We start from the raw sequence: 24,756 nt of genomic DNA, 5'->3' as shown, positions 1-24,756 counted from the left end.
CATGGACGTTGCGATCTGGATCATCTTGAACGGCCTGTGCTGGGCGGCAGGGGGGCGTGCCCTCTCCGCCTTCAGGCGTCCATCTTCAGGAAATGGGCCACTGCGGCTTCGAATTCGCGCGGTTTTTCCGCGTGTAGCCAATGGCCGGCCCCGGGTATTCCGGCGAATCGTGCCGCAGGGAAGAGGGCCTTGATCCCTGGCCGATGCGCCACCTGGACGTAGTCGCTGTCCCCCCCGGCAAGAAACAGGGCAGGTCCATCGAAACTTGCCGATACCTCGGGGAAGGACAGGATTTTGGGCATCTCGGCCTCCAGCACATCCAGGTTCAGGCGCCATTGCCGGGCCCCCACGTCCAGCGACTGGGTGAAGAAGGAGCGCAAGGCGGGCTCCACGCCCGCTTCGGCCAGTTGCGCCTCGGCGTCGGAGCGCCGTTCGACCTGCCCCAGATTCACGCGGCGCATGGCGTCGATGAATTGCTGCTGGCTGTGGCCGTAACTGACCGGCGCGATATCGGCGATGATCAGGCGGCCCACCAGCTCGGGACGCGTGAGGGCCAGCATCATGGCGGCTTTGCCGCCCATGGAATGGCCCAGCACGTCCATCGGCGCGCCTTCGGATTCGATCACGGCGGCAAGGTCGGCAGCCAGGTCGGGATAGCCGTGGCTATCCGCCCAGGGGGAGGAGCCATGATTGCGCATGTCTACCGCCAGGACGGGCCGCTCTGCCGCGAGGCGGCGGGCGATCACCCCCCAGTTCCGCCCGGAACCGAACAGGCCGTGGGCGATCAGCAGGGGGCGGGCGTCGGGGCCGTCGTGGCGTATGAGGTTCAGCATGCCTGAGAAGTAGCCAAGCTGAGCGGCGGCGGCCAGAGGGATTGACGCAACTGCGTGGCGAATTACCTTGGCCGGGCCGGGAGGACATGCCGCATCGGATCGGCAGGTGGACCTCTCGGGCGGGGGTGCATCGGGTGGGGGCCATGTTCGACAATAATCTGTTCGAGAGGCGTCTTGCCAAGGTGGAGGTGGCGCTGCGGCGCAAATTTCGCCAGTCGGAGGGCGACCTGGAGGATCTGATGCGGCACGCCGGGCGGCGTCTGCCGCGCGCCGCCCACGAGGCTGCGCAGGGGCTGGTGCAGACCCGTCTTCAGGCCGGACATCCGAAGCTGGCGCCGCAGATTGACGCCGGCCGCGTGGACCGCCAGTTCCGAACGGTGGAGGCAGCCATTGCCGCCCACGATCCGGCGGAGGCGCGCAAGCGGCGCTGGATTGGCGCGGGGGCCTCCCTGGCATTCAACCTGCTGCTGTTCTTTGGACTGGTGATGGGGTTCGCCCTGTGGCGCGGCTGGATCTAACCTTGGCTGGGATCGAACGGCGCCCGGCGCAGCGCGTCGCGAAATACCAGTGTCACCGTGGTGAAGCTGACGAAGATCAGCAGGTACCATGACCCGATGAGGGACCAGCGCACCGGTTCCCAGCCGCTCTGCCCCGGATAGGCCCAGGTGCCGGTCAGCGTGCCGATGTTCTCTGCCACCCAAAGCCCGAGGGAAGCGAGGAACACCGCCAGCGGAAAGGGCACCCAGATCCACCGCGTGCCCAACCGCAGCCAGGCGCGGCTGCGCCAGAACAGGAAGATCGTAGCAGCGAACAGGACCAGCCGGATGTCGGGCAGGTAATGGTGGGTGATGAAATTGCCGTAGATGGCCACCGCCAGTGCGACGCAGGCGGCATAGGACGGGAAGGGCGCGAATACCATGTCGAACCCGCGGATCACCCGCGCAATATAGGAGCCGACGGAAGCATACATGAACCCGGTGAACAGCGGCACGTCGAAGAGTTTCAGCACCCCCGGTTCGGGATAGCCCCAGCTGCCGGCGCCGACCTTGAACCATTCCATCGCGGTGCCCGTCAGGTGGAACAGGACGATCACACGGGCCTCGTCCCAGGTTTCCAGTTTCAGGGCCAGCATCAGCGCCTGAAGGGACACGGCGATCAGGACCAGCGCGTCGTAGCGGGCCAATGCCCAATCGGGCTGCCATATCGCGCGGGTCAGCAGGATGGCGGCAAGAATCAGTACGCCGAACAGCGCGGCGTGAAGCTGTTTGCCCACCACCCAAAGGGCGGTGCGCAGCACGGGCCAGCGGCGCGGGCCGGGATCAGCGGGAGGGGATGCGTTCGGGTCGGTCATGCCGCCCTATCGGCTGTCGAGCGGCCGCTGTCCAGCGGGGATGGGTTGTCCGGGCCGATGTTCGCCCCGCAGGTGCGGGATCAGTCGAACTTGGCAGAGGGTGCCAACACCGTGGCCTCGCCCACCAGTACCTTCTTGCCGTCCACCATGCAGCGGCAATCCAGTTGCACGCGCCGTTTCTTGTGGTCGATGGCGATGACCTCGACCTCGGCCGTCACCATGTCACCGGGGCGCACGGGGGCCAGGAACCGCAGGGACTGGCCCATGTAGACGGTGCCATGTCCCGGCAATTGCTCGCCGATAACGGCGGAGATCAGGCCGGCCGTCAGCATTCCGTGCGCGATCCGCCCTTCGAAGATGGTGTCCTGCGCATAGGCATCGTCCAGGTGCACGGGGTTCCGGTCGGTGGAGACCTGGGCGAACATCTCGATATCGGCGTCGGTCACCACCTTTCGCAGGTGGCGGGTCATGCCCATTTCGATATCCTCGATGCAGATCGTGCCGCGTGGGAAATTGTCCAACATCTGCCCCTCCGTCTCCTGGTATATTGCCGCCGTGTGAAATATTGTGACCAATGCGATCGCATTGCTGCAACTTAATTACTTCGCACGCGCAGAAAATCAAGAGGAAATGCGCTTACCGCAGAAAGCCGATCGTGTAGGTCGGGTCGTATTGCTCTTTCTCCAGGAACCGGGTCAGCGCGGCTTCCTCGGGCGTGGCACGCGCGTGATCACGGGTATCGGTGCGCGTCTCCCGCGCGGCCAATCCGCCGGTGATGAACAGGCAGTCCAGCTCCTCGCCGAAGGCGCCCTTGATGTCGGTGATGATGCCGTCGCCGATGGCCAGGATCCGGTCGTCCGGCACATCGCGGCCAAGCGCGCGCAGCCGCATCCGTGCGAGGTCGTAGATCGGCGGATGCGGTTTGCCGAAATACAGGCTTTCCCCGCCCATCTCGGTATAGAGCGCGGCAATCGCGCCGGCGCACCATTCCCGCCGTTCGCCGCGATCCACCACGATATCGGGGTTGGCGCAAAGCAGTTTCAGCCCCCGCTGCTTGGCCATCAGCAATTGCGGGCGCAGCGTGGCAGGATCGGCCATCGGGTCGAACGGGCCCAGGCAGACGATCCCTTCGGCCGCGTCAAGGGGCACCAGCTCGATCGCCAGCGGGTCTTCCTGGATATGCAGAGGTTCGAAGAAACCGCTTTTTTCGGCGGCGTTGCCGATGAAAAAGAGTTTCTGGCCCACGACGCCGCGAAACATTGCGGCGCGGGCGCTGTCACCGGAGGTGGTGATCGTGTCCCAGGCGTCTTCCGGCACGCCGAACCCTTTCAGCTGGTGCTCCACGGGGGCGCGGGCGCGGGGCGAATTGGTGACCAGAACGACGGTGCCGCCACGCTTGCGATAGGCCTGAAGGGCCGCCACGGCATGGGGCAGGGCTGTCACACCGTCATGGACGCAGCCCCACAGATCGACGAACAGCGCGTCGTAGGGGGCGGAAATCTCGGCAAGGGACTGGATGATCCGGGTCATGGGGCACTCCTGAACGCGTTGCTTCGGGTATGCCGCATCGCGGCGCCCCAGACCAGCCCGTTCCCGCGATCGGGTGAGTGGTCCTGCCAGATCAGGCCGGGCGCGACACTTCGATCAGGTTGCCGTCCGGGTCGGTGAAGTAGAGCGACAGGATCGGCCCCGTCGCGCCGGATTTCTCCACCGGCCCTTCCAGGATCTCCACCCCGCTGTCGGCCAGATGCGCGGCCACCTGATCCAGTGGCCAGTCGGCGATCAGGCAAAGATCTCCCGATCCGATGGCGGCGCGGTTGCGCCGCTCCATCCCGAGGGTTTGCAGGTTGATCTTCTGCGAGCCGAAGGCCAGCGCCCGCCGTGTCCCTCCGGCAAAGGTGACCGGCGTCATCCCAAGAACCCGCGCGTAGAACGCCTGCGCCGCCTCGATATCGGTGACCGTCAGCACCAGGTGATCAATGTGAGAGATCATCGCCGCCCTCCCTCCCTGTCCTTGCCCGGTCGGCATCCTGCCACATCCCGGACCCATGCGACAGCGCCGCGCGGTCTCCCGGCGCGGCGCGTCCTCAGCTTTGGCCGATACGAATATCCCCGGCTGCGGTGAAGGCCGGCGCCGGGACCGGCGATCAGACCTTGAGGCTGGGGATGATCTGCTTTTTCCGGGACATGACGCCGGGCAGGACCACCAGGTCGCCCGCCACCTGCGCGCCAAAGCTCTTCTCTGCCACGTCCTTGACCAGGGCGTTGGGTACGAAGAGGGTCGCCTCTTCGTTCAGGATGTCGATCACGAACAGCAGCACCTGGTCCACTCCGTCCTCCGCGGCCACTGTGCCGAGGGAGGCCATCAGGCTGTCCTTGCGGTCCAGGACGATCTGCGGCGCGGTGGTTTCCAGCACGGAGACGCGGAACTTGGTCCCGTCGACGGCGTATTCCTTGCTGTCCATGCGGATCAGCTCTCCATCGGAAAAGGCGGAGACGTCGGATTTCGCCGCGAACATCTCGGCCGCATAGGCGGAGAGGTCGATGCCCAGTTCACCGGCCAGCTGTTCGGCAAGGTCACGGTCCTGCTGCGTCGTGGTCGGAGAGCGGAATTCCAGCGTGTCCGACAGGATGCATGACAGCATCAGCCCCTTGATCGGGTCGGGCATCTTGTCGGCGTTGGGGCCCATCAGATTGTGCATAATGGTGGCGGTGCAGGCCAGCGGCTTGATCGTGATGTCGATCGGACCGCGGGTTTCCAGCCCGCCGGTCAGCTTGTGGTGGTCGATGATCTGGACCACGTTCGCCTGATTGATTCCAGCGGGCAATTCGGCGGGGTTGTTGGTGTCGACCACGACGCAGCTGTCGTCGGCGGTGACATCGGCGATGATCTCCGGCTGGTCAAAGCCCCATGTCTTAAGGACAAAGCTCGCCTCCGTATTCGGGGTGCCCAGCAGCTTGGCCTGTGCGGGCTGGTTGCGGATCTCGCTCAGATACCAGGCCCAGATCAGCGGCGATCCGGTGCTATCGGTGTCGGGGGAAGTGTGGCCGAAAACCTTGAGGGTCATGGATCTCTCCGTTCCAGGTGGCGGATGTCGTTTCGCGCGCCCTTATAGGAGCGGCGCAATGCCTTGTCACCCGCCCGAAACCAGCCCGGGCGCTACGGTGCGATCGGGAGATTTCGGCCTGGCGGCAAGGGCGGGGGCAGCCGTGTCCTCCCGTGGCAGGGCGCGCACTTCGGGCCCGGCGCCAAGGGGGGCGGCCCTCGGCCCCTTCCTGTTCCGGGCGCGCCGGGCTAGGGTTCGGGTCATGGCCACGTTTCGCGAAACCGATCTCTACCCGCCGGTAAAGGCGCTGCTTCAGGCGCAGGGCTACGACGTCAAGGCCGAGATCGCGGGCGCCGACGTGGTGGCCCTGCGCCCCGACGATCCCGACCCGGTGATCGTGGAGATGAAGACCGGACTGACCCTGCCGCTGATCCACCAGTGTATCGCGCGCCAATCCGTGACTGACTGGGTCTACCTGGCCGTTCCTCCGCCCAAGGGCCGCAAGGCGCGGGCGCGGGCGCTGTCGCTGTGTCGCCGGCTGGGGCTGGGGCTGATCCTGGTGCGGCCGGCCGCGCCGGGGGACGGCACGGGCAGTGCAGAGATCGCCTGCGATCCCGCCCCCTATGCCCCGCGCAAGGTCAAGGCGCGGGCAGGTCGGCTGCTGCGCGAATTTCACCATCGGGTGGGCGATCCGAACACCGGCGGATCGACCCGTGTCACCCTGGTGACGGCCTATCGCCAGGACGCTTTGCGCTGTGCCGTGCACCTGTCCGGGGCGGGGCCCTGCCGCGGCGCCGTGGTGGCGGGTGCCACCGGTGTGGAGCGGGCCACGCGGATCATGCGGGACGATCACTACGGCTGGTTCGAGCGGGTGGCCACGGGCACCTACGCCCTGACCCCCAAGGGGCAGGCGGCGCTGTCGGACGGGGCGGCCGAAGGGCTGTCGGCCCCGGAGGCCCCCGCGACTGCCGAAGCGCGCGCCCCCGGCGCGCCGGCCCCCATGACCAGTTGATTGCCCCCGCCAGCCCTGGCGCCGGTCAGGCCGGGGCCTGCTGATGCTGCACCAACCGCCACGCGCCGTCGATGTCGCGCCAGCTGGAGGTGCAGATCGCCATGCAGGGCGCGTCCCCGTCCCGCAGCGCCCGCGCGCAATAGGCCAGCACCGCAAGGTCGCCGGCATCGTGGCGGCGGCGTTCGCTCATCGCGACTTCGCTCCACCTTGGGGCCTGCATCAGGCTTTCCATGATCGCCTCTCCTTGCAGAATGCCCATGCCGGGAAAGGCCACGAGGCAACCGGGCGCCAATCGACGCCGAATGGCATCCGTGGCGCCGGTCCACAGGGTTTCCTCGATCTTCCACAAGGCGGTTGGGTCTTCGGTGGCGGGCGGGGTGGGGTTCTTGGGTTGCAGGGTCATGGCGGATTTCCTCTGGTCGACCGGTGGCGGGGCAGCGTTCCGGCCCCGAGGGGTTGCATCCCGGCGCCCCGACTTGCAGAGGTAGCGCATGAACCCGCGCCCTGGTTCCCCTGTGCTGTCACGGAAGGGTGAAAAATACCGCTCGGGGTTTCTTGACAGGTTGCCGCCACCTCCTTACCTACACGTCGTTAGCACTCAGCAAGGTCGAGTGCTAAATGCTCGCTCCGGCGGGCATCGAGGGAGAAACTTTGAGCCAAGGAGCCTCAGAGATGGCATTTACACCGCTGCATGACCGCGTTCTCGTGAAACGCGTTGAGAGCGAAGAGAAAACCTCCGGCGGGCTGATCATTCCCGACAGCGCCAAGGAAAAGCCCGCAGAAGGCGAGATCGTCGCCGTGGGTGCAGGCGCACGTGACGAGGACGGTGATCGCATCGCCCTGGACGTCAAGGTCGGCGACCGCATTCTCTTCGGCAAATGGTCCGGGACCGAGGTCACGCTGGACGGTCAGGAACTCCTGATCATGAAAGAATCCGACATCATGGGCATCATCGGCGCCTGAACCGGCTGCTGATCGACCCTATCAACGATATCAAACGGAGAAACTGACATGCCTGCAAAGGACGTGAAGTTCGATACCGACGCCCGCAACAAGATGCTGAAAGGCGTGAACATCCTGGCCGACGCGGTCAAGGTCACGCTGGGCCCCAAGGGCCGGAACGTTGTTCTGGACAAATCCTTTGGCGCGCCGCGCATCACCAAGGACGGTGTTTCTGTCGCCAAAGAGATCGAACTGGAAGACAAGTTCGAGAACATGGGCGCCCAGATGGTGAAGGAAGTTGCTTCCCGCACCAATGACGAAGCCGGTGACGGCACCACCACCGCAACGGTTCTGGCCCAGGCCATCGTGCGCGAAGGCTCCAAATCCGTGGCCGCCGGCATGAACCCGATGGACCTGAAGCGCGGCATCGACCTGGCGACCTCCAAGGTCGTGGCACATATCCGTGCCGCTGCCCGCCCCGTCGACAATTCCGATGAAGTTGCCCAGGTCGGCACCATCTCTGCCAATGGCGAGGCCGAAATCGGCCGTCAGATCGCCGACGCGATGCAGAAAGTCGGCAACGAAGGCGTCATCACGGTTGAAGAGAACAAGGGTCTCGAAACCGAAACCGACGTCGTCGAAGGTATGCAGTTCGATCGCGGCTACCTGTCCCCCTACTTCGTGACCAATGCCGACAAGATGCTGGCAGAGCTCGAAGATTGCATGATCCTGCTGCACGAGAAGAAACTCTCCTCGCTGCAACCGATGGTGCCGCTGCTGGAATCCGTGATCCAGTCGCAGAAACCGCTGCTGATCATCGCCGAAGACGTCGAAGGCGAAGCGCTGGCCACCCTGGTGGTGAACAAGCTGCGCGGCGGCCTGAAAATCGCGGCGGTCAAGGCACCGGGCTTCGGCGATCGCCGCAAGTCCATGCTTCAGGACATCGCGATCCTGACCGGCGGTCAGGTCATCTCCGAAGATCTGGGGATGAAGCTGGAAAACGTCACCATGGACATGCTTGGCACCGCCAAGAAGGTCACCATCTCCAAGGATGAGACCACCATCGTCGATGGCGCAGGCGAGAAGGCCGAGATCGAGGCACGCGTGGCCCAGATCCGCAACCAGATCGAAGAGACGACCTCCGACTACGATCGCGAGAAGCTTCAGGAACGTGTGGCCAAGCTGGCAGGCGGCGTTGCCGTCATCCGCGTTGGCGGCATGACCGAAGTCGAAGTGAAAGAGCGCAAGGACCGCGTCGATGACGCTCTGAACGCCACCCGCGCGGCCGTGCAGGAAGGCATCGTCGTCGGCGGCGGTGTTGCTCTGGTCCAGGGCGCCAAGGCGCTGGACGGTCTGGAAGGCGCCAATGCCGACCAGAACGCCGGGATCACCATCGTGCGCAAGGCCCTCGAAGCGCCGCTGCGCCAGATCGCCGAGAACGCGGGCGTCGACGGCTCTGTTGTGGCTGGCAAGATCCGCGAAAGCGAAGATCTGAAGTTCGGCTACAACGCCCAGACCGACGAATATGGCGACATGTTCAAGTTCGGCGTGATCGACCCCGCGAAGGTCGTGCGTACCGCGCTTGAGGATGCGGCGTCCATCGCCGGTCTGCTGATCACCACCGAAGCCATGGTCGCCGACAAGCCGTCCAAGGACGGCGGCGGGGCCGCAGGTGGCGGCATGCCCGACATGGGCGGCATGGGCGGCATGATGTAATCTGCCGATCCATCCGGATTGAGAAAAGGGGGCCTTCGGGTCCCCTTTTTGCTGCGCGGGGCAGATTTCGGGCGGGCGAATGAAGGTGTGTCGCCCAGATTTCATGCAGATGGCGCAGGGTTGCGCGGAAAACCGGCCAGCGCGCCCCTCGTGGCGCTGCAATTGGCGGCCGGGTGATTACAATCGGTCGGACCGATGACGGGGAGGGAAAAGAGCCATGGCGCGACGGGCACAGGTGGATATTCGCAAGGCGCGGCCCGAGGACGAGTCGCGCGTGCAGACGATCCTGACAGAGGCTTTCGGCGGCCCGGCCGAGGCCCGGCTGGTCACGGCCCTGCGGCGCGACCGTGACCTGACGGTCGAGCGCGTGGCCATTATCGATGGCCAGGTCGCAGGCTACATCGGTTTTTCCCTGCACCGCAGCCCGCGCGACTGGATGTGCCTGGCCCCGGTTGCCGTCCTGCCCGCACAGCAGGGGCGTGGCATCGGTGCCGAGCTGGTCCGATATGGTCTGGACGCGGCGCGGCGCAAGGGCGCGCGGGCGATCACGGTGCTGGGCGACGGGCGGTTCTACCGGCGTTTCGGCTTTACCTATGCGGCGGCGGAAAACCTGGGCACGCCCTATGACCCGGCGCATACGCTGCTTTATCCGATCGCGCCGGGAACCGCCTTTGCGGCGGAACGGCTGAGCTACGCCGCGGCCTTCGACAGCTGACTTTCCAGCGGCGCCCTCGCAGGGTAGATCCCGGATCATGACGCGGGATTTTCATATCACCGGGGCAGATGTCCTGTGGCACGGCGCGATCACCGACAAGGCGCTGTCGGTGGCTGGTGGGCTGCTGACCGAGGCGCCGGCAGGCGTGCGGATCGACCTGCCCGGTACGCTGATCCTGCCGGGCATCGTCGATCCCCATGGTGACGGGTTCGAGCGTCACCTGGCACCGCGCCGGGGCGCCTTGCCGGATCTGGGCGATGCGCTGGCCATGGTCGGGGCGGAGCTGGCGGCCAATGGCATCACCACCGCCATGCTGGCGCAATTCTACAGCTGGGAGGGGGGGATGCGCGGCCCCGCCTTCGCCGCCCGGATGCTGGCCGCCCATGCCGCGCAGGTGGCTGATCAGCCGGTGGACATGCGTGTGCAGCTGCGCCTGGAGACGCATCTGCTGGACGATTTCGCCGCCTTTGACGCCTTGGCCGCGCAATATGACGTGGGCTATGTCGTGTTCAACGATCACATCCCCCATGCCGCGCTGGACAAGGGCAAGCGCCCGCCCCGCCTGACCGGGCAGGCTTTGAAATCCGGCCGCTCTCCGGAGGCGCATCTGGCATTTCTGAAATCCCTGCACGCGCGGAAATCCGAGGTGCCGGCGGCGTTGGATGGGCTGATCGCCGCGCTTTCCGGGCGGGGGGTATTGCTTGGAAGTCACGACGATGCCACGGCTCGGGACCGGGAGGTCTGGCGCGCGCGCGGGGTCGGAATTTCCGAGTTTCCCGAAACGACTGATGCTGCGGAAAGCGCAGAAAAGGCTGGCGAGGCGATCGTACTCGGCGGGCCCAACGTGGTGCGTGGCGGATCCCATGCAGGCAAAGTGTCGGCCGAAGGGCTGATCGCGAGAGGGCTGTGCCGGGCGCTGGCGTCGGATTACCACTATCCGGCGCCGCGACAGGCTGCGTGGAAACTGGCGGCCACGATGGGTCTGCCCGCCGCCTGGGCACTGGTGTCCGAAGGCCCGGCCGGGATGCTGGGCCTGGCCGATCGGGGGCGGCTGGCCGCCGGGTTGCGCGCGGACTTCATCGTGGTGGACCCGGCGAACGGGCGTCCGCTGGCGACCTTTGCCGCCGGGCGCCCGGCCTGGCTGGGCCCCCGCGTGGCGCAGGCGCTGCTGGCGGGTTGGGGACGGCCGGGCGCGCTCAGCCCTTCAGCGCGCTGACCCGGTTCACATGCCCCATCTTGCGCCCCGGCTTGGCCTCGGCCTTGCCATAGAGATGTAGCGCAACGCCGGGGGCCCGTGCCAGATCGGCCACGCGGTCCATGTCGGCGCCGATCAGGTTCTCCATCACCACGTCGGAATGGCGTTGCCCGTCGCCCAGCGGCCAGCCGGCCACGGCGCGGACATGTTGTTCGAACTGATCCACGGCACAGCCGTTCTGCGTCCAGTGTCCCGAATTATGCACCCGTGGCGCGATCTCGTTCACCACCAGCCCGGCGGGGGTAACAAAAAACTCCACCCCCAGCACGCCGACATAATCCAGCGCGTTCAGGACCCGCGCGGCGACCAGGACCGCATCGGTGCGCAGGCTGGCGGGGATCGGCGCGGGGATCGTGGTACTGCGCAGGATGCCGTCCTGGTGCACATTGGCGCCGGGGTCGAAGCAGGCCACCGCGCCATCCAGCCCCCGCGCGGCAATCACCGAAATCTCCGAGGTGAAATCGACGAACCCTTCAAGAATCGCGGGCTGGCCGTCGATTCCGGCCAGGGCGTCCGGCGCTGCGGCGGCCTCCGCGATCCGGGCCTGCCCCTTGCCGTCATAGCCAAAGCGCCGGGTCTTCAGGATTGCGGGCGCGCCGATCCGCGCCAGTGCCGTCTTCAGCGCGGCGGCGTCGGGCACGTCGGCATAAGGCGCCGTGGCAATGCCCAGGCCGGACAGGAAATCCTTTTCCGTCAGGCGGTCCTGGCTGATGCGCAGAGCCTCCCGGCCGGGACGGATCGGGCACAGGGTCTCCAGCCGATCCAGCGCGGCGGTCGGGATGTTCTCGAACTCGTAGGTGACGACATCGACAGCCGCGGCGAAACGTTCCAGCGCAGCGGTATCATCGTAATCGGCCTGGATATGGCGATCGGCGACATGGCTGGCCGGACAATCGGCGCCCGGTTCGAACACACAGGTTTTCAGGCCCAAGCGGCTGGCGGCCACGGCCAGCATCCGGCCCAATTGCCCGCCGCCGAGGATGCCGATGGTACGAATGTCATTCATCGCGGGGCGCCTCCGGGATGGAATTGGACAGTGCCTCTCGCCAGGCGTCGACCCGTTCGGCCAGCCCGGCGTCGTGGATCGCCAGGATCTGCGCCGCCATCAGCCCGGCATTGGCCGCGCCCGCCGCGCCGATCGCCATGGTGGCGACGGGGAATCCCTTGGGCATCTGCACGATGGAATAGAGCGAATCGACCCCTGACAGCGCCCGCGTCTGCACCGGCACGCCGATCACCGGCACCCGCGTCTTGGACGCCATCATGCCGGGCAGATGCGCCGCGCCCCCCGCGCCCGCGATGATCACCTGAAGCCCGCGCTCCACCGCCGATTTGCCGTATGACCACAGCCGGTCCGGGGTCCGGTGGGCCGACACGATCCGCGTCTCGTAACCGACGCGCAGTTCGTCCAGAAGGGTTGCCGCCTCTTTCATCGTGGGCCAGTCCGACTGGCTGCCCATGATGATGCCTACCTTGGGTTGGGTCATCGTATGCTCCCGCAGGGTTGAGACCTCGGGCTTATACGGGAATGGGCCGGACGTGCAATTGCCGCGCGGACATGGCGCTCAGGCGATGATGTCGGGCAACAGCCGGTCCTCGATCTGGGCGATCCGGTCCTTCAGCTGCAATTTCTTCTTCTTCAGCCGCTGCAAGGTCAGCGGATCGGCCCGGCCGGTCAGTTGCAGCGCGCGGATCGCCTCGTCCAGGTCGCGATGCTCGTGGCGGAAGACCTCCAACTCATAGCGCAGCACGTCGTCGGTCTTCATCGACAGGTCGGATTGATCATTCATGGCGGGGAAGTTGTGATGGCTGGTGCGCTGGCATGGCTGATTCGCTGAATGGCCCAAGAGAGCCCGAAGGATAGCCCCATCACGCTCGTGGGCAAAGCCCTTGCGCGGCTCTCGCCTGCTCACCATATTATTGGCAAGGGTCCGCCGCATATCGGGGGCCCGGTGCAAGACGTCGCTTTGATGCAAGGACGGTGAGATGACGAAATTATCCTTGGGGTCGCACCCCTACCTGCTGGGGTTCGAACAGCTGGAGCGGCTGCTGGAGCGCAGCGCCAAGGCCGGGAACGAGGGCTATCCCCCGTTCAATATCGAACAGACCTCGGAGATGTCCTACCGGATCACGCTGGCCGTGGCCGGGTTCGCCGAAAAGGATCTGGCGATCACGTTGGAGGACCGGCAGCTGGTCATTCGCGGTCGTCAGGCGGATGAGGCCGAGGACCGGATCTATCTGCATCGCGGCATCGCGGGCCGGCAGTTCCAACGCAGCTTTGTCTTGGCCGAAGGGGTCGAGGTCGGAGATGCGATCATGGAAAACGGTCTGTTGCACGTCGATCTGAACCGGGCGCAGCCCGAACGCGTTGTACAGACTATCGCTATCAGGAAAGGGTAGGACATGGACACTATTCAAGATTGGGACGCCGTTGCCGAAGGGACCGTCTATATCCGGGCGGTCGATGTCGCCGACCTGCCCGAGGAATTGCGCGAACAGGTTCCCGGTGCGACGCAGCTCTATGCTGTGCACAATGCCGAAGGGGAACGGCTGGCGCTGGTGAAAGACCGCGATCTGGCATTTGTTCTGGCGCGACAGAATGATCTGGCGCCTGTGACGGTTCACTGAGAATGCGGGCGGCGCGGCACCTCTGCGGGGCCGCCGCCGCCCTTCTGGCCGCCTGGGGCGCTGCGTTGCCCGTTCTGGCGCAGCCGGTGGAGGTAGCCACCGGCCCCGATCTTCCGGCGGAAGAGGCGCTGATGCTGCGCCGCGCGCTACAGAAAGCGCAATTGTTTCTGAAATCAGAGATAGGCGGCGGGGATGACCCCGATTACGCGGGCCTGCGGGTGTTGGGCAGCCACGATCCCGACTGGCTGACCGCCCGTCTGGCAGAGGAGCGCCTGGCCAGGACGGATGCCACCCGTCTGGCGACGGACGCCTGTACCGGCGGTGTGGCGCGCATTTCGGGCCGGGCCGGGCCGGGGTGGATATTGCTGTGCTGGCCGGGGCATGAAATGGGCCTGCCCCGGGTTGCCCTGCGGGTCGAGGACCGGCTGGCGCCCATGGCGGTGCATGAATTGACCCATGCGGTACAGCAGGCCCATGCCGGCGCCCGCGCCGGGGTGGCGCGTGATCTTCCAATCTGGTTCATCGAGGGCGTGGCGGAGGATCTCGAGCAACGTTTCGATACGCGGTCGCCGCGCACCGCGCGCCGCAGCCTGTCCCAGGCGGCGCGGCAGCTGGAACATCTGGGCAGCAGCCTGACGGAAATGTCCGGGGGCGCCCTGACGGCGGAGGATTACGACGTCGCCGCGCTGGCCCTTCGGGTTCTGGTCGCGCGCCACGGTGGCGACCCGATGGAGGTCTGGCGTCTGATCGGACAGGGGCAGGATGCAATGGCGGCGTTCGAGGCGGTGTTTGACGCCGATCCGCAGGATTTCGCCCGCCTGTTCGAGGCGGCGCGCCGCGATCCCGACGCGCTTCTGGCGCTGGCCGACGGGGCGTAGGGGCGGGGGCGGCGGTCCAGCCCGCCATGCCCCACAGACTGGTCCCGTCCCCCAGTCCCGAAGTCCGGGCGCGCAACAGGCCCCTGCGGTCCGATCCGCACCCCTTTCAGCTATACGCGTGACCCTGCTCTGCGCCGCCTCTTGCGCGGCCCATGGCCCCCCGTCACCGGGCCGCGTGGGTCAGGCGTCTTGCGGTTCGTCCGCCGCGACGCCTTCGCCCTCGGGTGCGCCATAGCCCAGGGGCAGCGTCTCGTCCTTGCCGGTCTGCTCTCCCTGTTCCGCCAGGAACCGTTCGGCATCCAGCGCCGCCATGCAGCCCATCCCGGCCGAGGTCACGGCCTGACGGTACTTGTGATCGGTCAGGTCGCCCGCAGCGAACACGCCGGGGATCGAGGTTTCCGTGCTGCCGGGCGTGACCTTGACATATCCGCCGTGGTGCAGCTCCAGCGTGTCCTTGACCAGCTCGTTCGCCGGGGCATGGCCGATGGCGATGAATACACCCTTGGCCGGGATCTCGGAAATCTCGCCGGTGTCGACATGTTTCACCCGCACGGCACTGACGCCCTTGGGGTTGTCCTCGCCCACCACTTCTTCAAGCGTATGGTGCCACAGGGTTTCGACTTTGGGGTGCTTCAGCAGGCGGTCTTGCAGGATCTTCTCGGCGCGCAGCTCGTTCCGGCGATGGATCAACGTCACCTTGGAGGCGAAGTTGGTCAGGAACAGCGCCTCTTCCACGGCGGTGTTGCCGCCGCCGATCACCACGATTTCCTGACCCCGGTAGAAGAACCCGTCGCAGGTCGCGCAGGCGGACACACCAAAGCCCTTGAACGCCTCCTCGCTGTCCAGGCCCAGCCACTTGGCGCGGGCGCCGGTGGCCAGGATCACGGCGTCGGCCTCGTAGGTGGTGCCGCTGTCGCCGCGCGCGATGAACGGACGGCTGGACAGATCCAGATCGGTGATGATATCGCCCACGATCTCGCAGCCCATCGCCTTGGCATGGGCTTCCATCCGCACCATCAGGTCAGGGCCCTGCACCTCGGTGTCGCCGGGCCAGTTTTCCACCTCCGTGGTGGTGGTCAGTTGGCCGCCGGGTTCGATACCCTGAACCAGGATCGGATCCAGCATGGCGCGGGCGCCGTAGACCCCGGCGGTGTATCCTGCGGGGCCGGAGCCAATGATGAGAAGTCTGGTCTTGCGCTGCGTGTCCATTCCGGCCCCCGAGGTCTCTGTCGCGTTCGTCCTATCTAGGCCTCCGCGCAGGGTGCTGCAAGGCGGCGGGGCCAGCGGGGTGCGGCGGCCGCAAAATCGCGGTGGGGCGAAGAAACGGGCATTTCCGCCGATCGGCACGACAATAAATTGCGGGCTGGCGAAACATTATTGCGTGCCCGTCGGGCGCTGCTATAAGAAACGAAATTCTGGAGGGCTGACATGCCGGGAACCCGTCTTGATCCCATTGACCGAAAAATACTGGCCGAATTGCAGGCGGACGGGCGCATGACCAATGTCGAACTGGCCCGCCGGGTCGGAATTTCCGCCCCCCCCTGCCTGCGCCGCGTGCGCACGCTGGAGGAGGCCGGGTATATCAAAGGGTATCACGCCCAGGTCGACGCTCGCGAATTGGGGTTCGAAGTGCAGGTCTTTGCCATGGTCGGATTGCAAAGCCAGGCGGAAAGCGACCTGTCCGCATTCGAGGCGCGGTGCCGCGACTGGCCGTTGGTCCGCGAATGCCACATGCTGAACGGGGAGGTCGATTTCATCCTGAAATGCGTGGCGCCCGATCTCTCGACCTTTCAGAGCTTTCTCACCGGGGAACTGACCGCGGCCGATAATGTCGCCAGCGTCAAGACGTCCCTGGTGATCCGCGGCGCCAAGGATGATCCCGGCGTGCCCTTCGACGTGCTGGAAGACCGGCTGAGCAAGACGGCCTGAAATGTGCCGTCCGCCCCGCCTGCCCGGTCTGCCGGCCCGGCGCGGGGTCAGTCCTCGTAAAGGGTCCGCACAGCCTTGCGGGTCATGCGCGGATGCGACAGCACCCCGAAATCCGCCGGCGTCTCAAGGTGCGGGAACAGCCGCATGAAGGCTTTCAACAGGTTCGGCCCCATCAATTCGGTCAGCCCGTAGCCGGGGTGGAACGTCTCTACCTCCAGCCCGCCGGCGATGACGGTGGCGTGGCGTTCGGTCATCAGATGATAAACCTCGATCGGGCTTTGCGGTTTCACGGAAATCACGCTGTCCCCGTCCACGAAATCGCGCGCCGGAGAGAAGATCGCCCCCTGGCCGCCGGCGCCGCGCAGCGCCTCGGGCCGGTTCAGGATCCGCGCGCCGGGACCGGCGACCAGATCGGGAAAGGGGCGGGCGGGGCCGAACCGTTCGCTGGTGATCCGCGTCATCCGCGATTGCACAGGATCGGCGGCCCGCGCGTTGGGCAGCATGGTCATGGACCCCAGCCAACTGACCATCATCGGCCCGTGCTCGACCGTGTTGACCTGCATGCCGGGGCGCAGGTCTTCGATGGCGACCGGGCCGTTCGGCGTGGCGATCAGCGTGCCACGGGCGAAACCGCCGCAGGCGTTTTCAAACGCGGAATGCACCGGGCCGGTCACCTGCGCCCGCTCGGTTACGCCGGATTTCGCCATGTAGGAGACGAAATAGCTGCGCGTCGCGATCGGAAGCGGCGAGGTCAGGCGTTGGGTCGTGTTCAGTCGGCCGCCCTTGCGCAGGGCGATAGAGGGAATTGTCACGTCGGTTCACCCTAATCTGGGTGTCCCACCGGGCCGGCCCCCACCGACAACCGCAGAAGGACATCTGCTTTGCGAATGGGCGGAATATGATCGGAGTTGCGGGCTGCGTCAAAGAAATACGGAAAATTCGTATCAGAATGAAGCGAAGCCGCATCAATCCTGACGCGGCTTCGATCATTGTTCACGAAGTGACGGAAAATACTGCCACATTTCTGCCCAAATCTCCCGAATCACCGGGATTGGTTCCGGATTGGAACCCCGGCCCCGGTGCCGTTCAGGCGACCGCCCGGCGCCGGGACCGCAGCTGTTGCAGCCGGGCGGAGGCCGGGGTGCCGGCCGCGCGCAGATGCGGCAGGGGCTGTGCCTCCAGCTGTTGCGCGGTGACAAGAAGGGAGGAGACCCATTTTTTCTGTTTGCTCGACATGATGTGCCCTTTTCGGTCTGGCCCCGTGGCTTGCCGGGGCTCTGTGCCTGTTACCGGGTCTGTTTCGCCGGGTAATCGGGCGATCCTGAGACAAAATGCGACTTTTCCGCGAATTGTTGCGAAATTAGATGCGAATGGCGGAGATCAGACGGCCGTAATCCGCCTCTCCCGCGTGGGTGGTCCGGCGGTAGGAGAAGAACCGCGCCGGATCGGAATAGGTGCAATGCCGGGTCCATTCGGCATGGCCCACCCCCGCGCGGCGCAGCCGGTGCAGGCCATAGCCAGGCAGATCGAACTGGTAGCGGCCGTCGCGGCCAGTGGCGAAGAACCGGGTGTTGTCAGTGTCCTCGGCCAGGAAATCGTCAAGGAATTCAGGCCCGACCTCGTAGGCGGATTGCGAAATTGACGGGCCGATGATGGCGGCGATGTCCGCGCGGTGGGCGCCCAGATGCTCCATCGCGTCCAGCGTGGCCTCCAGCACGCCGTCCAGCGCGCCGCGCCAGCCCGCATGGGCGGCGCCGATCACCCCGGCGGTGGCGTCGGCGAACAGGACCGGCTGGCAATCGGCGGTCAGGATGCCAAGGGCCAGTCCAGGCCGATCCGTCACCAGCGCGTCGGCACGGGGCCGGTCGGTCACCGGGGCGTCGACGGTGACGGCGGTGGCGGAATGCACCTGGTGCACCCCGGCGAGGTGGTCGGGAGCGACATCCAGCGCCGCGGCGACGCGGGCGCGGTTGATCGCCACGATTTCCGATTGGTCCGATGAGCCCGCGCCGCAGTTCAGCCCCGCGAACACGCCCGAAGACGCCCCGCCCCGCCGGGTAAAGAAGCCGTGGCGAAACGGGGACAGCGCGTCGGAGGTGAGGATTTCCAGGGTCATGATACAGCAGCAGGTTCGAGCCCGGGCGGGGGGCGGTGATCGGGGGAATAAAGGGCAAGCGCCTTGAAGAGCGTTCCCATTTCCTGCGGGTGGGTCAAGCGTCGATGTGCGGCCACATGATCCTCCAACGCTCTGCCGTCCAGCGATGCGGCAAGGGTTCGGGCGCGGGTGGTGATGCCCAGCCGCTCCAGCAGGACGCCCTGTGGCGTCAGCAGGCTGTGGGCGGCGGGGGTGGCGGCGCGGGCGACCTGTTCGAAATCCACATGGGCGGTCAGGTCGGCTTGTCCGGGTTCGGCCAGCGGGTCGGCGGGCGCATGATGGCGCAGCGCCTGCAAGGTATCCCCCAGCGACCGCCAGTCGCCGTAATCCACGAACAGGGCCGTGCCGCCCCGCGTGGCGAGGCGCTGCCCCAACTCCGCGGCGATGGCAGAGGCGGCGGGAGCCAGCTCCACGATGTCACCGGGGCGGGTGTCCTCCAGCCGGTGGTCCAGCGCGGCGGGCCGGGTCGGACCGCTCAGCCCCAGGGTCAGGGTGCCGTCCTGCTGTCCGACCATCCGTTCGCGCCAATGGTCGTCCGCGCGCTGGAACTGGCGCACGGGCAGCGCGTCCAGAAACTCGTTCGCGATCAGGAACAGCGGCAGGTCGGGCAGGTCGGTCACGCCTTCGACCCAATGGGGAGCATATCCGTCCAGCGCACGGGCCTGGGCCGCGCGCAGGGGTGGGGAGGCCTCCACCAGCACCAGCCGCATCGCGTCGTGAAACCCGGGCACCGCCCGCGTCGCGCGCAACATGTCGGCCATCAACGTCCCCCGGCCGGGGCCCAGTTCGGCCAGGCAAAAAGGTGCCGGGGCACCCTGGTCCAGCCAGCATTGCGCCAGCGACAGGCCCAGCAACTCGCCGAACATCTGGGATATTTCGGGGGCGGTGGTGAAATCGCCACCAGCGCCCAGAGGGTCGCCGGTGGTATAGTAGCCGTGCTGGGGATGCAGCAGGCAGTCGGCCATGTAGTCGGCCAGCGTGATCGGACCGGAGCGGACGATCCGCGCCACCAGTTGATCGCGCAGCGCCGTCATGCCGAGTGCGGCCCACGCCGCCGCGCCGCCCAAAGGATCAGCGCCAGTCCGACGATCACCATCGGAAGGGACAACATCTGCCCCATGGTCACGCCGATCGTGTCCGTCAGGCGCAGCACATGGCCATGCGGATTGCCGGGGGTGATGAATTGCGCATCCGCCAGGCGGAAGAATTCCACCACGAACCGCGCCGCGCCATAGCCCGCGACAAACACTCCGGTCAGCAGGCCGGGCCGTTTCAACGCCCCGGTGCCGAAGGCCAGCGCGATCAGCAGCGCCCCCAGGATCAACCCTTCCAGTCCGGCTTCGTACACTTGCGAGGGGTGGCGGGCGCAAGCCGTCCCGTCGGGGCAAAGCGCGCCCTGGCCCGGAAACACCACGCCCCAGGGCGCATCGGTCGGCCGGCCCCAGAGTTCGGCGTTGATGAAATTGGCGATCCGGCCCAGCAGCAGGCCGGGCGGGGTGCCCAAGGCCAGCACATCCGCCGCCGACAGGGTCGGAATGCGGTGCAGCCGGGCAAAGATCAACAGCGCCACCAATACACCCAAGGCGCCGCCGTGAAAGGCCATGCCGCCTTCCCAGATGCGCAGAATCTCCAGGGGGTGGGACAGGTAATAGGCCGGCTGGTAAAACAGGGTATAGCCCAGGCGCCCGCCCAGTATGATGCCCAGGATCAGCCAGGTCAGCAGATCGTCCAGCTGCGCCTGGCGCATCGGCGGCGTATTTCCCGGCCACAGCGTGACCCGGCGCAACGCGGTGCGGGCCAGCTGCCAGCCCAGCACGATGCCGACGAGATAGGCCATCGCGTACCAGCGCAGGGCGAACTCCATCCCGAACAGGCGCAGGGTGAAGATCTCGGGCGAGATATCGGGGAAGGGGATCGTGGCGAGCATCGGCGTATCTGTCGTGAGCGGCGCGCGGGATGTCAAGCGGGCGGCGTCGCTTCCGCCGCGCCCGGCCGATCCGCGCGGGGTTGAGGCGGTGGGCGTCCCGGCCCATATAGGAGGGGAATGTAACATTGCGGAGGCCAGCGATGCAGACGCGGTCCAAATTCCTTGACGACATGTCGCAGCTGATGACCAACGCCATGGGCGTGGCGCAGGGCGCGCGGGACGAGGCGGAAACGGCGTTCGGCTCCATGTTCGACCGGCTGCTGGCCAGCCGGGATCTGGTCACGCGGGAAGAGTTCGACGCCGTTCGCCTGATGGCCCAGAAAGCCCGCGAGGAGAACGAATCGCTGAAGGCGCGGCTGGACGCGCTGGAGCAGGCGGCGAAGTAACCGCCGCCCGTTCCAGGCCGCAATGACGCGCTGGGGCGTCATTATTTCGGGTGTGGACTGAAAAATCCCCTCAATTCGATGCACATTGGCGTCGAATGATGTATGTTACTTGACCCAAGGTTGACCTTTGCAGCGTAATTACCCCCGGAGGACACGGGAGTATGACAATGCGGCGGCGTCCAGTTTCTGCACATCGGACCAGTTGGTCCTCGGCGCGGCAGGCTGCCCGGCGCGAGGGGATCGACCTGCCGCGCAGCTGTGCCGGTTCCGAATTTCCCCGGAACTGCGGCACGGGAGAATTGACCGCCGGTTGGTGGATTTTGCCCGGCCTCGTCTTTGGCGTCCTTTTCTACGGGGCGCTCTTCCTGATCCTGATCTGACTCCCGCGAGATGCCCTGCCAGGGGGCCGCGCCACCGTCACGGAATCGTCATTGCGGATCCCGGATCTGCCGATTGCCGCAGCTTTGTGTGGTGGGTGCGGTGAAATCCACAACTTATTGGGTTTATCCCCAACTTATGGCTTTACAGGTTTGCTGCTGCCCCTCACCATATCTGGTAAGGGACGCGGGATATCGCCCCGTTTCTAGAGCAGGCACCTAGCGCTTGGGTGCGGCCAAGCCCCTTGCGCTAGTCAAACAAGAGGTGGCGCATGGCGTTGTCTGAACACTTCCTGAGCGAAGAACTGCACCCGATCGACATCGTGGAAACCCTGGCGGAGCACCACGAATGGGATTTTGACCGCATCGGTGACGACCAGATCGCCATGGCGGTCGAAGGCCAATGGCGGACCTATTCCGTCACGCTGGCCTGGTCCGGCCATGACGAGACTCTGCGCATGGTCTGCACCTTCGAGATGGAGCCGCCGGAAGAGGCACTTCCGGGGCTGTACGAATTGCTCAATCTCGTGAACGATCAATGCTGGTCCGGCGCCTTCACCTACTGGGCAGAGCAGAAGCTGATGGTCTTCCGCTACGGGTTGGTGATGGCGGGCGGGCAATGTGTTTCCACCGAACAGGTGGACACGTTGATCACCGCCGCGGTGCGGGCCTCCGAACGCTATTACCCGGCCTTCCAGCTGAATGCCTGGGGTGGCAAGACTCCGCAGGAGGCCGTGGAGGCGGCCATTGCAGAGGCCTACGGTCGCGCGTAACACTCGCCCCCGACACGGATCACAGGTGACGGGGGCATCCGCATGGCGAATGAACGCATTTCCGGGCGTGGGCTGGTACTTCTGGGCTGCGGCAAGATGGGCGGCGCCATGCTGCAAGGCTGGCTGAACACCGGGCTGGACCCGGCCGATGTCTGGGTGATCGACCCCGCGCCGTCGGACTGGCTGCGCGGCACGGGGGTCACCATCAACGGCCAGCTGCCCGCCGATCCGGCGGTGGCCGTGGTCGCGGTGAAACCGCAGATGATGGGCGATGCGCTGCCGCAGCTGGCGGCACTGGGCGGGGGGGCGACGCTGTTCGTCTCCATCGCGGCGGGCACGCCGATCGCCGCGTTTCAGGAGGCGTTCGGCCCGCAGGCTCCGATCATTCGCGCCATGCCCAACACGCCCGCCGCCATCAGCCAGGGGATCACCGCGATCATCGGCAATGACCGCGTGGGGGAGGCCGGGCTGACCCTGGCCGAAGATCTGCTGTCCGCCGTCGGCCAGGTTGTGCGGCTGGAGAACGAAGGCCAGATGGACGCCGTCACCGGGGTCTCCGGCTCGGGCCCGGCCTATGTGTTCCACATGATCGAGGCGCTGACCGCAGCCGGGCAGGCGCAGGGGTTGGGCGCGGATCTGGCCCTGCAACTGGCCCGCGCGACCGTCGCCGGGGCTGGTGCCCTCGCGGTGCAAAGCGGGACAGACCCGGCAGAGCTGCGCCGCAACGTCACCAGCCCCAATGGCACCACCCAGGCCGGGCTGGAGGTTCTGATGCAGGCGGAGGGGGGATTGCCGCCGCTGATGGCCCGCACCGTCGACGCCGCGACCCGCAGATCGAAGGAACTGGCAAATGGCTGAAATCATGTTCGACGATTTCCTGAAGGTCGATATTCGCGCCGGCCGCGTGCTGCGCGCCGAACCCTTTCCCGAGGCCCGCAAGCCGGCGATCAAGCTCTGGGTCGATTTTGGGCCTGAGATCGGAGAAAAGAAAACCTCCGCTCAGTTGACCGCGCATTACACCCCCGACAGCCTGGCGGGCCGCATGGTCATGGGCGTGGTCAACTTCCCGCCGCGCCAGATCGGGCCGTTCATGTCCGAGTTCCTGGTGCTGGGCGTCGCCGACCCTGATGGCGGCATAGTCCTGTTGGCCCCCGATCAGGAGGTGCAACCGGGGGAGCGGATGCAGTGAAACGTGTTCTCCTCTCCCGCCCGATGCCCGACGCCACGATCAAGGCCGCGCAGGCGCTGTTCGATATCGAGGTACGGGACAGCATCCTGCCGATGACGGCCGCGGAATTGCGCGCGGGCTTTGCCCTCTATGACGGGATGATGGTGACGCTGGGCGACTGCATCACCAAGGATATCCTGCATGATTTCGGCCGCCCGCGTTGCCGGATGGTGGCCAATTTCGGCGTCGGCTACAATCATATCGACGTAGAGGCCGCGCGTGGCCGGGGCGTTGCGGTGACCAACACGCCCGGCGCCGTGACCGACGCCACCGCCGATATCGCCATGACCCTGATCCTGATGGCCTGCCGCCGCGCGGGCGAGGGCGAGCGGCTGACCCGTTCGGGCAGGTGGGGCGGCTGGCATCCGACGCAGATGCTGGGCCTTCACGTAACCGGGCGGCGCGTCGGTATTCTGGGCTTTGGCCGTATCGGAGAGGCCGTCGCCCGGCGCTGTCACCACGGCTTTGGCATGGAGGTCGGCTATTGGAACCGGTCGGAGAAATCCGCCGATTTCCCCATCGCCCGACAGGATACGCCGCGCGCATTGGCCGAATGGGCGGACATCCTGGTCGTGGCCCTGCCGGGCGGGGCAGAGACCCGGCACCTGGTGGATGCCGCCGTGATCGGGGCGATGCAGCCGCATGCCATCCTGGTCAACATCGCACGTGGTGACATCGTGGAGGAGACGGCCCTGATCGCCGCGCTGGAGGCAGGGCAGATCGGCGGTGCCGGCCTTGATGTCTACGCGAACGAGCCTGAGGTGCCCGAGGCTTTGCGCGCGCTGGAGAATGCGACCCTGTTGCCGCATCTGGGCACCGCCTCGCTGGATGTGCGCGAAGCGATGGGCGCGCTGGCGGTAGAGAACCTGCGCGCCTATTTCGCCGGAGAGACGCCGCCGAACCTGGTGAACTGACCCGCGCGGGTGGGACAGGGTCAGGCGGCGCACGGGGATCCGGTCCGGCCGTCAGGTTTTTGGCCAGCCGCGACGTGGCGGCCGGCGGCCCTCAGCCCGGATCGCCCATTTCCTCTCGCCAGTGACGGCGGCAGAGGGAAACATAGGTTTCATTCCCGCCGATCTGCACCTGGGCCCCTTCGCGCAGGGCCTGCCCGTCGGGGCCGCGCCGCACCACCATCGTGGCCTTCTTGCCGCAATGGCAGATGGTACGGACCTCGCGCATTTCGTCGGCCAGCGCCAGCAGCGCGGCAGAGCCTTCGAACAGTTCTCCCAGAAAGTCCACGCGCAGGCCGTAGCACATGATCGGCACGCCCAGGTCGTCCACCGCGCGGGCCAGTTGCCAGACCTGGCGGCGGGTCAGGAATTGGGCTTCGTCGATGAACACGCAGGCGCAGGGCCCCGCCGCCAGCCGGGCCGCGATCCGGGCCAGCAGGTCATCCGCGTCGGTAAAGGTGTCGGCCGCGGCGCTGATGCCGATGCGCGAGGCCACGCGCCCCGGCCCGGCCCGGTCGTCCAGCCGCGCGGTCAGCAGATAGGTCTGCATCCCGCGTTCGATGTAATTGTGCGAGGCCTGAAGCAACACGGTCGATTTGCCCGCGTTCATCGTGGAATAATGAAAGTAGAGCTTGGCCATCGCCGCCCCTCCTG

General features: G+C 66.4%; 32 protein-coding genes. 15 read left to right on the top strand and 17 right to left on the bottom strand.

Annotated features, from left to right (window positions below; all coding sequences use genetic code 11):
- Nucleotides 1–71: 71 nt before the first annotated feature.
- On the bottom strand, nt 72–833 hold the full coding sequence (locus tag G5A46_RS02625) for an alpha/beta fold hydrolase (RefSeq protein ID WP_163847061.1): 762 nt from the start codon (nt 831–833) through the stop codon (nt 72–74).
- Nucleotides 834–976: 143 nt separating this feature from the next.
- Between G5A46_RS02625 and G5A46_RS02620 the strand changes: the two genes are divergently transcribed.
- Entirely contained in the window at nt 977–1,351 is a 375-nt protein-coding gene (locus tag G5A46_RS02620; RefSeq protein ID WP_163847059.1) for a hypothetical protein, read from the top strand.
- Here G5A46_RS02620 and G5A46_RS02615 read toward each other — a convergent pair.
- The 5 genes from G5A46_RS02615 to G5A46_RS02595 all read right to left on the bottom strand — a co-directional run bounded on the left by G5A46_RS02615 (nt 1,348) and on the right by G5A46_RS02595 (nt 5,252).
- Entirely contained in the window at nt 1,348–2,184 is an 837-nt protein-coding gene (locus G5A46_RS02615) for a DUF817 domain-containing protein (protein WP_163847057.1), read from the bottom strand. The two genes, G5A46_RS02620 and G5A46_RS02615, sit on opposite strands and share 4 nt — an antisense overlap.
- An 80-nt stretch (nt 2,185–2,264) precedes the next feature.
- The gene (locus G5A46_RS02610; protein WP_163847055.1) at nt 2,265–2,708 is read right to left on the bottom strand and encodes a MaoC family dehydratase; all 444 of its coding nucleotides are present in this window, start codon (nt 2,706–2,708) and stop codon (nt 2,265–2,267) included.
- Between the two features lie 112 nt (nt 2,709–2,820).
- A complete protein-coding gene (locus tag G5A46_RS02605) occupies nt 2,821–3,714 on the bottom strand; it encodes a TIGR01459 family HAD-type hydrolase (RefSeq protein ID WP_163847054.1) in 894 nt (297 codons plus the stop codon).
- A 91-nt stretch (nt 3,715–3,805) separates the two neighbouring features.
- On the bottom strand, nt 3,806–4,177 hold the full coding sequence (locus G5A46_RS02600; RefSeq protein WP_163847052.1) for a VOC family protein: 372 nt from the start codon (nt 4,175–4,177) through the stop codon (nt 3,806–3,808).
- Nucleotides 4,178–4,331: 154 nt separating this feature from the next.
- Entirely contained in the window at nt 4,332–5,252 is a 921-nt protein-coding gene (locus G5A46_RS02595) for a manganese-dependent inorganic pyrophosphatase (RefSeq protein WP_163847050.1), read from the bottom strand.
- A 241-nt stretch (nt 5,253–5,493) separates the two neighbouring features.
- Here G5A46_RS02595 and G5A46_RS02590 point away from each other — a divergent pair, with 241 nt between their 5' ends.
- On the top strand, nt 5,494–6,243 hold the full coding sequence (locus G5A46_RS02590; protein ID WP_163847046.1) for a DUF2161 domain-containing phosphodiesterase: 750 nt from the start codon (nt 5,494–5,496) through the stop codon (nt 6,241–6,243).
- Between the two features lie 25 nt (nt 6,244–6,268).
- On the opposite strand, the gene G5A46_RS02585 is transcribed toward G5A46_RS02590, so the two are convergent.
- Nucleotides 6,269–6,646, bottom strand: coding sequence for a nuclear transport factor 2 family protein (locus G5A46_RS02585; RefSeq protein WP_163847044.1), 378 nt, complete (start codon nt 6,644–6,646; stop codon nt 6,269–6,271).
- A gap of 269 nt (nt 6,647–6,915) precedes the next feature.
- On the opposite strand from G5A46_RS02585, the gene groES reads away from it, so the two are divergent.
- The 4 genes from groES to G5A46_RS02565 all read left to right on the top strand — a co-directional run bounded on the left by groES (nt 6,916) and on the right by G5A46_RS02565 (nt 10,832).
- Nucleotides 6,916–7,206, top strand: a complete 291-nt coding sequence (groES, locus tag G5A46_RS02580; protein ID WP_163847042.1) for a co-chaperone GroES — start codon at nt 6,916–6,918, stop codon at nt 7,204–7,206.
- A 48-nt stretch (nt 7,207–7,254) separates the two neighbouring features.
- The gene (gene groL, locus G5A46_RS02575) at nt 7,255–8,901 is read left to right on the top strand and encodes a chaperonin GroEL (protein ID WP_163847040.1); all 1,647 of its coding nucleotides are present in this window, start codon (nt 7,255–7,257) and stop codon (nt 8,899–8,901) included.
- A 217-nt stretch (nt 8,902–9,118) separates the two neighbouring features.
- Nucleotides 9,119–9,616: a GNAT family N-acetyltransferase gene (locus G5A46_RS02570; RefSeq protein ID WP_163847038.1), complete on the top strand. Its 498-nt coding sequence runs from the start codon at nt 9,119–9,121 to the stop codon at nt 9,614–9,616.
- Nucleotides 9,617–9,653: 37 nt separating this feature from the next.
- Nucleotides 9,654–10,832: an alpha-D-ribose 1-methylphosphonate 5-triphosphate diphosphatase gene (locus tag G5A46_RS02565; protein ID WP_163847036.1), complete on the top strand. Its 1,179-nt coding sequence runs from the start codon at nt 9,654–9,656 to the stop codon at nt 10,830–10,832.
- Here G5A46_RS02565 and G5A46_RS02560 read toward each other — a convergent pair.
- The 3 genes from G5A46_RS02560 to G5A46_RS02550 form a co-directional block, all read right to left on the bottom strand.
- Nucleotides 10,813–11,877 carry a 5-(carboxyamino)imidazole ribonucleotide synthase gene (locus G5A46_RS02560; protein ID WP_163847034.1) on the bottom strand — a complete coding sequence of 355 codons (1,065 nt, stop codon included), beginning with the start codon at nt 11,875–11,877 and terminating at the stop codon, nt 10,813–10,815. The two genes, G5A46_RS02565 and G5A46_RS02560, sit on opposite strands and share 20 nt — an antisense overlap.
- Nucleotides 11,870–12,358, bottom strand: a complete 489-nt coding sequence (gene purE / locus G5A46_RS02555; RefSeq protein ID WP_163847032.1) for a 5-(carboxyamino)imidazole ribonucleotide mutase — start codon at nt 12,356–12,358, stop codon at nt 11,870–11,872. The genes G5A46_RS02560 and purE overlap by 8 nt, the downstream gene beginning before the upstream one ends.
- A gap of 78 nt (nt 12,359–12,436) precedes the next feature.
- On the bottom strand, nt 12,437–12,661 hold the full coding sequence (locus G5A46_RS02550; RefSeq protein WP_163847030.1) for a YdcH family protein: 225 nt from the start codon (nt 12,659–12,661) through the stop codon (nt 12,437–12,439).
- Between the two features lie 196 nt (nt 12,662–12,857).
- Between G5A46_RS02550 and G5A46_RS02545 the strand changes: the two genes are divergently transcribed.
- From G5A46_RS02545 to G5A46_RS02535, 3 genes are read left to right on the top strand one after another with little or no spacing between them, the layout of a single operon-like run.
- Nucleotides 12,858–13,271, top strand: a complete 414-nt coding sequence (locus G5A46_RS02545; RefSeq protein WP_163847028.1) for an Hsp20 family protein — start codon at nt 12,858–12,860, stop codon at nt 13,269–13,271.
- 3 nt (nt 13,272–13,274) lie between these two features.
- On the top strand, nt 13,275–13,499 hold the full coding sequence (locus G5A46_RS02540; RefSeq protein ID WP_163847026.1) for a DUF1150 family protein: 225 nt from the start codon (nt 13,275–13,277) through the stop codon (nt 13,497–13,499).
- Nucleotides 13,500–13,501: 2 nt separating this feature from the next.
- Complete coding sequence (locus tag G5A46_RS02535; protein ID WP_163847024.1) at nt 13,502–14,377, top strand: hypothetical protein; 876 nt, start codon at nt 13,502–13,504, stop codon at nt 14,375–14,377.
- Nucleotides 14,378–14,557: 180 nt separating this feature from the next.
- Here the strand turns inward: G5A46_RS02535 and trxB are convergent, their stop codons facing one another.
- The gene (gene trxB, locus G5A46_RS02530; RefSeq protein ID WP_163847022.1) at nt 14,558–15,586 is read right to left on the bottom strand and encodes a thioredoxin-disulfide reductase; all 1,029 of its coding nucleotides are present in this window, start codon (nt 15,584–15,586) and stop codon (nt 14,558–14,560) included.
- A 219-nt stretch (nt 15,587–15,805) separates the two neighbouring features.
- On the opposite strand from trxB, the gene G5A46_RS02525 reads away from it, so the two are divergent.
- Nucleotides 15,806–16,306: an Lrp/AsnC family transcriptional regulator gene (locus tag G5A46_RS02525; protein ID WP_163847020.1), complete on the top strand. Its 501-nt coding sequence runs from the start codon at nt 15,806–15,808 to the stop codon at nt 16,304–16,306.
- A 47-nt stretch (nt 16,307–16,353) separates the two neighbouring features.
- Here the strand turns inward: G5A46_RS02525 and G5A46_RS02520 are convergent, their stop codons facing one another.
- From G5A46_RS02520 to lgt, 5 genes are all read right to left on the bottom strand, one after another.
- A complete protein-coding gene (locus G5A46_RS02520) occupies nt 16,354–17,118 on the bottom strand; it encodes a Hint domain-containing protein (protein WP_163847018.1) in 765 nt (254 codons plus the stop codon).
- 274 nt (nt 17,119–17,392) lie between these two features.
- Nucleotides 17,393–17,542, bottom strand: a complete 150-nt coding sequence (locus G5A46_RS02515; RefSeq protein ID WP_163847016.1) for a hypothetical protein — start codon at nt 17,540–17,542, stop codon at nt 17,393–17,395.
- A gap of 124 nt (nt 17,543–17,666) precedes the next feature.
- Complete coding sequence (gene pgeF, locus G5A46_RS02510) at nt 17,667–18,422, bottom strand: peptidoglycan editing factor PgeF (RefSeq protein ID WP_163847014.1); 756 nt, start codon at nt 18,420–18,422, stop codon at nt 17,667–17,669.
- Nucleotides 18,419–19,495 carry a class I SAM-dependent methyltransferase gene (locus G5A46_RS02505; RefSeq protein ID WP_163847013.1) on the bottom strand — a complete coding sequence of 359 codons (1,077 nt, stop codon included), beginning with the start codon at nt 19,493–19,495 and terminating at the stop codon, nt 18,419–18,421. Before G5A46_RS02505 ends, pgeF begins: the two co-directional genes overlap by 4 nt.
- The gene (gene lgt / locus G5A46_RS02500; protein ID WP_163847011.1) at nt 19,492–20,388 is read right to left on the bottom strand and encodes a prolipoprotein diacylglyceryl transferase; all 897 of its coding nucleotides are present in this window, start codon (nt 20,386–20,388) and stop codon (nt 19,492–19,494) included. The genes G5A46_RS02505 and lgt overlap by 4 nt, the downstream gene beginning before the upstream one ends.
- Nucleotides 20,389–20,528: 140 nt before the next feature.
- On the opposite strand from lgt, the gene G5A46_RS02495 reads away from it, so the two are divergent.
- The 5 genes from G5A46_RS02495 to G5A46_RS02475 all read left to right on the top strand — a co-directional run bounded on the left by G5A46_RS02495 (nt 20,529) and on the right by G5A46_RS02475 (nt 24,066).
- Nucleotides 20,529–20,774: an accessory factor UbiK family protein gene (locus G5A46_RS02495; RefSeq protein WP_163847009.1), complete on the top strand. Its 246-nt coding sequence runs from the start codon at nt 20,529–20,531 to the stop codon at nt 20,772–20,774.
- 649 nt (nt 20,775–21,423) lie between these two features.
- Nucleotides 21,424–21,924, top strand: a complete 501-nt coding sequence (locus tag G5A46_RS02490) for a type III secretion system chaperone family protein (RefSeq protein ID WP_163847007.1) — start codon at nt 21,424–21,426, stop codon at nt 21,922–21,924.
- A 42-nt stretch (nt 21,925–21,966) separates the two neighbouring features.
- Nucleotides 21,967–22,782, top strand: coding sequence for a pyrroline-5-carboxylate reductase (proC, locus tag G5A46_RS02485; protein WP_163847005.1), 816 nt, complete (start codon nt 21,967–21,969; stop codon nt 22,780–22,782).
- Nucleotides 22,775–23,113 carry a tRNA-binding protein gene (locus G5A46_RS02480; protein WP_163847003.1) on the top strand — a complete coding sequence of 113 codons (339 nt, stop codon included), beginning with the start codon at nt 22,775–22,777 and terminating at the stop codon, nt 23,111–23,113. The genes proC and G5A46_RS02480 overlap by 8 nt, the downstream gene beginning before the upstream one ends.
- Nucleotides 23,110–24,066 carry a 2-hydroxyacid dehydrogenase gene (locus tag G5A46_RS02475; RefSeq protein WP_163847001.1) on the top strand — a complete coding sequence of 319 codons (957 nt, stop codon included), beginning with the start codon at nt 23,110–23,112 and terminating at the stop codon, nt 24,064–24,066. The genes G5A46_RS02480 and G5A46_RS02475 overlap by 4 nt, the downstream gene beginning before the upstream one ends.
- Nucleotides 24,067–24,157: 91 nt before the next feature.
- Here G5A46_RS02475 and G5A46_RS02470 read toward each other — a convergent pair whose 3' ends face one another.
- Nucleotides 24,158–24,742: a thymidine kinase gene (locus G5A46_RS02470; RefSeq protein ID WP_163846999.1), complete on the bottom strand. Its 585-nt coding sequence runs from the start codon at nt 24,740–24,742 to the stop codon at nt 24,158–24,160.
- Nucleotides 24,743–24,756: the final 14 nt, after the last annotated feature.

This window comes from Pseudooceanicola aestuarii, assembly GCF_010614805.1.
GTDB lineage: Bacteria > Pseudomonadota > Alphaproteobacteria > Rhodobacterales > Rhodobacteraceae > Pseudooceanicola > Pseudooceanicola aestuarii.
Note: the sequence above shows the minus strand (reverse complement) of the source record. Positions and strands in the feature narration are given on the sequence as shown.

Excerpts from the sequence above, each read along its gene's own strand:
- trxB (WP_163847022.1), bottom strand. The coding sequence starts at position 15,586 with ATGGACACGCAGCGCAAGACCAGACTTCTCATCATTGGCTCCGGCCCC.
- G5A46_RS02495 (WP_163847009.1), top strand. The coding sequence starts at position 20,529 with ATGCAGACGCGGTCCAAATTCCTTGACGACATGTCGCAGCTGATGACC.
- G5A46_RS02515 (WP_163847016.1), bottom strand. The coding sequence starts at position 17,542 with ATGTCGAGCAAACAGAAAAAATGGGTCTCCTCCCTTCTTGTCACCGCG.
- G5A46_RS02605 (WP_163847054.1), bottom strand. The coding sequence starts at position 3,714 with ATGACCCGGATCATCCAGTCCCTTGCCGAGATTTCCGCCCCCTACGAC.
- purE (WP_163847032.1), bottom strand. The coding sequence starts at position 12,358 with ATGACCCAACCCAAGGTAGGCATCATCATGGGCAGCCAGTCGGACTGG.
- G5A46_RS02545 (WP_163847028.1), top strand. The coding sequence starts at position 12,858 with ATGACGAAATTATCCTTGGGGTCGCACCCCTACCTGCTGGGGTTCGAA.
- G5A46_RS02470 (WP_163846999.1), bottom strand. The coding sequence starts at position 24,742 with ATGGCCAAGCTCTACTTTCATTATTCCACGATGAACGCGGGCAAATCG.
- G5A46_RS02565 (WP_163847036.1), top strand. The coding sequence starts at position 9,654 with ATGACGCGGGATTTTCATATCACCGGGGCAGATGTCCTGTGGCACGGC.
- groES (WP_163847042.1), top strand. The coding sequence starts at position 6,916 with ATGGCATTTACACCGCTGCATGACCGCGTTCTCGTGAAACGCGTTGAG.
- G5A46_RS02525 (WP_163847020.1), top strand. The coding sequence starts at position 15,806 with ATGCCGGGAACCCGTCTTGATCCCATTGACCGAAAAATACTGGCCGAA.
- G5A46_RS02625 (WP_163847061.1), bottom strand. The coding sequence starts at position 833 with ATGCTGAACCTCATACGCCACGACGGCCCCGACGCCCGCCCCCTGCTG.
- pgeF (WP_163847014.1), bottom strand. The coding sequence starts at position 18,422 with ATGACCCTGGAAATCCTCACCTCCGACGCGCTGTCCCCGTTTCGCCAC.
- G5A46_RS02535 (WP_163847024.1), top strand. The coding sequence starts at position 13,502 with ATGCGGGCGGCGCGGCACCTCTGCGGGGCCGCCGCCGCCCTTCTGGCC.
- G5A46_RS02480 (WP_163847003.1), top strand. The coding sequence starts at position 22,775 with ATGGCTGAAATCATGTTCGACGATTTCCTGAAGGTCGATATTCGCGCC.
- G5A46_RS02560 (WP_163847034.1), bottom strand. The coding sequence starts at position 11,877 with ATGAATGACATTCGTACCATCGGCATCCTCGGCGGCGGGCAATTGGGC.
- G5A46_RS02615 (WP_163847057.1), bottom strand. The coding sequence starts at position 2,184 with ATGACCGACCCGAACGCATCCCCTCCCGCTGATCCCGGCCCGCGCCGC.
- G5A46_RS02550 (WP_163847030.1), bottom strand. The coding sequence starts at position 12,661 with ATGAATGATCAATCCGACCTGTCGATGAAGACCGACGACGTGCTGCGC.
- G5A46_RS02505 (WP_163847013.1), bottom strand. The coding sequence starts at position 19,495 with ATGACGGCGCTGCGCGATCAACTGGTGGCGCGGATCGTCCGCTCCGGT.
- G5A46_RS02595 (WP_163847050.1), bottom strand. The coding sequence starts at position 5,252 with ATGACCCTCAAGGTTTTCGGCCACACTTCCCCCGACACCGATAGCACC.
- G5A46_RS02620 (WP_163847059.1), top strand. The coding sequence starts at position 977 with ATGTTCGACAATAATCTGTTCGAGAGGCGTCTTGCCAAGGTGGAGGTG.
- G5A46_RS02600 (WP_163847052.1), bottom strand. The coding sequence starts at position 4,177 with ATGATCTCTCACATTGATCACCTGGTGCTGACGGTCACCGATATCGAG.
- lgt (WP_163847011.1), bottom strand. The coding sequence starts at position 20,388 with ATGCTCGCCACGATCCCCTTCCCCGATATCTCGCCCGAGATCTTCACC.
- G5A46_RS02610 (WP_163847055.1), bottom strand. The coding sequence starts at position 2,708 with ATGTTGGACAATTTCCCACGCGGCACGATCTGCATCGAGGATATCGAA.
- G5A46_RS02490 (WP_163847007.1), top strand. The coding sequence starts at position 21,424 with ATGGCGTTGTCTGAACACTTCCTGAGCGAAGAACTGCACCCGATCGAC.
- G5A46_RS02570 (WP_163847038.1), top strand. The coding sequence starts at position 9,119 with ATGGCGCGACGGGCACAGGTGGATATTCGCAAGGCGCGGCCCGAGGAC.
- proC (WP_163847005.1), top strand. The coding sequence starts at position 21,967 with ATGGCGAATGAACGCATTTCCGGGCGTGGGCTGGTACTTCTGGGCTGC.
- groL (WP_163847040.1), top strand. The coding sequence starts at position 7,255 with ATGCCTGCAAAGGACGTGAAGTTCGATACCGACGCCCGCAACAAGATG.
- G5A46_RS02585 (WP_163847044.1), bottom strand. The coding sequence starts at position 6,646 with ATGACCCTGCAACCCAAGAACCCCACCCCGCCCGCCACCGAAGACCCA.
- G5A46_RS02590 (WP_163847046.1), top strand. The coding sequence starts at position 5,494 with ATGGCCACGTTTCGCGAAACCGATCTCTACCCGCCGGTAAAGGCGCTG.
- G5A46_RS02540 (WP_163847026.1), top strand. The coding sequence starts at position 13,275 with ATGGACACTATTCAAGATTGGGACGCCGTTGCCGAAGGGACCGTCTAT.